Here is a 2,532-nt window from a genome sequence, read left to right on the forward strand (position 1 = left end):
CCCGCGGCGGCGGCATCGGCCTTCGAGAAGGCGCCGCGGGCGAACAGCGCGCGCATGATCGCGTCGGGCACGGTCAGGAACGCCGCGACGAACGGGATCGAGAACAGCAACGTGAAGTCGAACGCGCGGCGCTGCGCTTTCATCGCGCCGTCAAGGTCGTTGGCCGTGATCCGCCGCGACATCTCCGGCAGCAGCACCGTTCCGATAGCGATGCCGATCACGCCGATCGGGAGCTGGTTGAGCCGGTCGGCATAATAGAGCGCCGACAGCGCGCCGGCCGGCAAAAAGGTCGCGATGATGGTATCGGCGAACAGCGCGACCTGCGTGCCCATCGAGCCCAGCGTCGCCGGGCCCAGCGCCTTGAAGAAGCCACGGACGTCTTCGTCGAGCTTGAGCGGGGCAAAGCGCGGCAGGCCGCCATGGCGCGCGAGATCGCCGGCGAGCAGGAAATATTGCAGGAAGCCGGAGATCAGCACGCCCCAGGCCGCGGCGTGGCCCGCGGTCGGAAACCAGACGGCAACCGCCAGCGTCATCATCATGGCGACGTTGAGGAAGATCGAGGCCGCCGCGGCGCTGGCAAAGCGCTGCATCACGTTGAGCATGCCGCCATAGAGCGTCACCAGCGTGATCAGCAGCAGATAGGGAAAGGTGATCCGGGTCAGCTCGATCGCGAGCTTGCGCTGCTCGGCATCCTCGGAAAAGCCCGGCGCGAGGATGCTCATGGCCTGCGGCATGAACAGCCAGGCGACGACCAGCAGCAGAACTTGCGAGGCCAGCAGCAACGTGAAGATGCGATCGGCGAACAAATGTGCCGCCGCCTCGCCCTTCTCGCCATGGACATGGGCATAGGCCGGCACCCAGGCGGCGTTGAAGGCGCCCTCGGCGAAGATCGCACGGAAGTGATTGGGCAGCCGCAGCGCGACGAAAAAGGCGTCGGCCACCGGGCCGGCGCCGAGGATCGCCGCGAGCATGATGTCGCGGGCAAATCCCGTCAGCCGCGAGAGCAGCGTGTAACCACCGACCGTGAAGATGCGTCCGAGCATGCGTCTGTTTTAGAGCATGGCGCGATTAGGTCTAGGTGCTAGCCGTGGAGGAAGCGCGCCCCCTCCCCCGCTTGCGGGGGAGGGCTGGCGAGAGGGTGTCTCAACGACGAAGACTCCCCCAGAGGAGAGACCCCTCACCCGCGCCTTCGGCGCGGCCTCTCCCGCAAGCGGGAGAGGTGAAGAACCACCGCGAAATCAGCCCGCCAGCGCACCGCGCACGGCGGCGATCACGCGCTCCTGATCGGCTTCGGTCAGGTAGGCGTGCATCGGCAGGCTGATGACGTCCTGCGACAGGCTCTCGCAGCCAGGCAGGCCGCCGTCGGCAACCGGATATTGCTTGTAGGCGGTCTGCTGATGCATCGACTTGCCGTAATAAATCGCGGTCGGCACGCCCTGGGCTTTTAGCGCGGCAGCGAAACCGTCGCGATCGGTCCCCTTCGGCAGTCGGATCGTGTACTGCGCCCAGACCGAGGTGTTGCCGGGCGCCAGACGCGGCACGGTGACGACGTTGGACAAGCCACGCGCGTAGCGCTCCGCAACCCTGTTGCGGGCGGCGATCTCGTCGTCAAAGATCTTCAGCTTCTCGATCAGGACCGCGGCCTGCATGGTGTCGAGCCGGCCGGTCAGGCCGAGGCGGACATTGTCGTATTTGTCGACGCCCTGCCCGTGCACGCGGATGCTGCGCAGTGTCGCCGCGAGCTCGTCGTCATCGGTGAAGATGGCGCCGCCGTCGCCGAAGCAGCCGAGCGGCTTTGCCGGGAAAAAGCTGGTCGCAGTGGCGAGCCCGAAAGTACCGAGCTTGCGGCCCTTGTAGCTCGCGCCAAAGCCCTGTGCGGCGTCATCGAGCACGAACAGGCCCTCGGCCTTGGCGATCTCGGCGATGGCGTCGTGATCGGCCGGTTGGCCGAACAGATCGACCGGAATGACCGCGACGGGCTTGAGGCCGGCCTTCCGCGCAGCCGCGATGCCGCGCTTCAACGACTCCGGGCTCATGTTGAAGGTGGCTTCATCGACGTCGACATAAACCGGCGTCGCGCCGGTCCGCGCCACGGGCGAGGCGGTTGCGATGAAGGTGAAGGACGGACACAGCACGGCATCGCCGGGCCCGACATTCTTCGCCATCATCACCATCAGGATGGCGTCGGTGCCGCTGGCGCAGCCGATCACATGCTTGGCGCCGCTGTAGGCCGCGAGCTGCTTCTCGAACTCGGCGACTTCAGGACCGTTGACGAACTGGCAATGGTCCATCACGCGCTTGACCGCGGCATCCAGTGAGGCGCCGAGCCGGCGGCGCTGCGAGCCGACGTCGATGAACGGAATGGGTTCGGAACGCAGATGCTGGTTCATGGTCTGGTTCTTGGCGCCTTCTTGAATGGTCGACATGGATGAAGGGTTCAGCCGGCGACGCGGCGCGGGCCCTTGAGGGCGGGCGATTTGGCCGCGGGCCGTGACGGCGTCTCGAGGCACTGCGTGGCGATCTCGAGGCTGG

The 2,532-nt window shown here is 66.6% G+C and carries 2 protein-coding genes; both read right to left on the reverse strand.

Annotated features, from left to right (window positions below):
- A partial coding sequence (murJ, locus tag MOV74_RS35935) for a murein biosynthesis integral membrane protein MurJ (RefSeq protein ID WP_246931980.1) occupies positions 1-1,043 on the reverse strand: 1,043 nt, incomplete at its 3' end.
- A 195-nt stretch (positions 1,044-1,238) separates the two neighbouring features.
- The gene (locus MOV74_RS35940) at positions 1,239-2,426 is read right to left on the reverse strand and encodes a DegT/DnrJ/EryC1/StrS family aminotransferase (RefSeq protein ID WP_309486872.1); all 1,188 of its coding nucleotides are present in this window, start codon (positions 2,424-2,426) and stop codon (positions 1,239-1,241) included.
- Between the last annotated feature and the right edge of the window lie 106 nt (positions 2,427-2,532).

This window comes from Bradyrhizobium sp. SHOUNA76 (genome assembly GCF_023006445.1).
Lineage (GTDB): Bacteria > Pseudomonadota > Alphaproteobacteria > Rhizobiales > Xanthobacteraceae > Bradyrhizobium.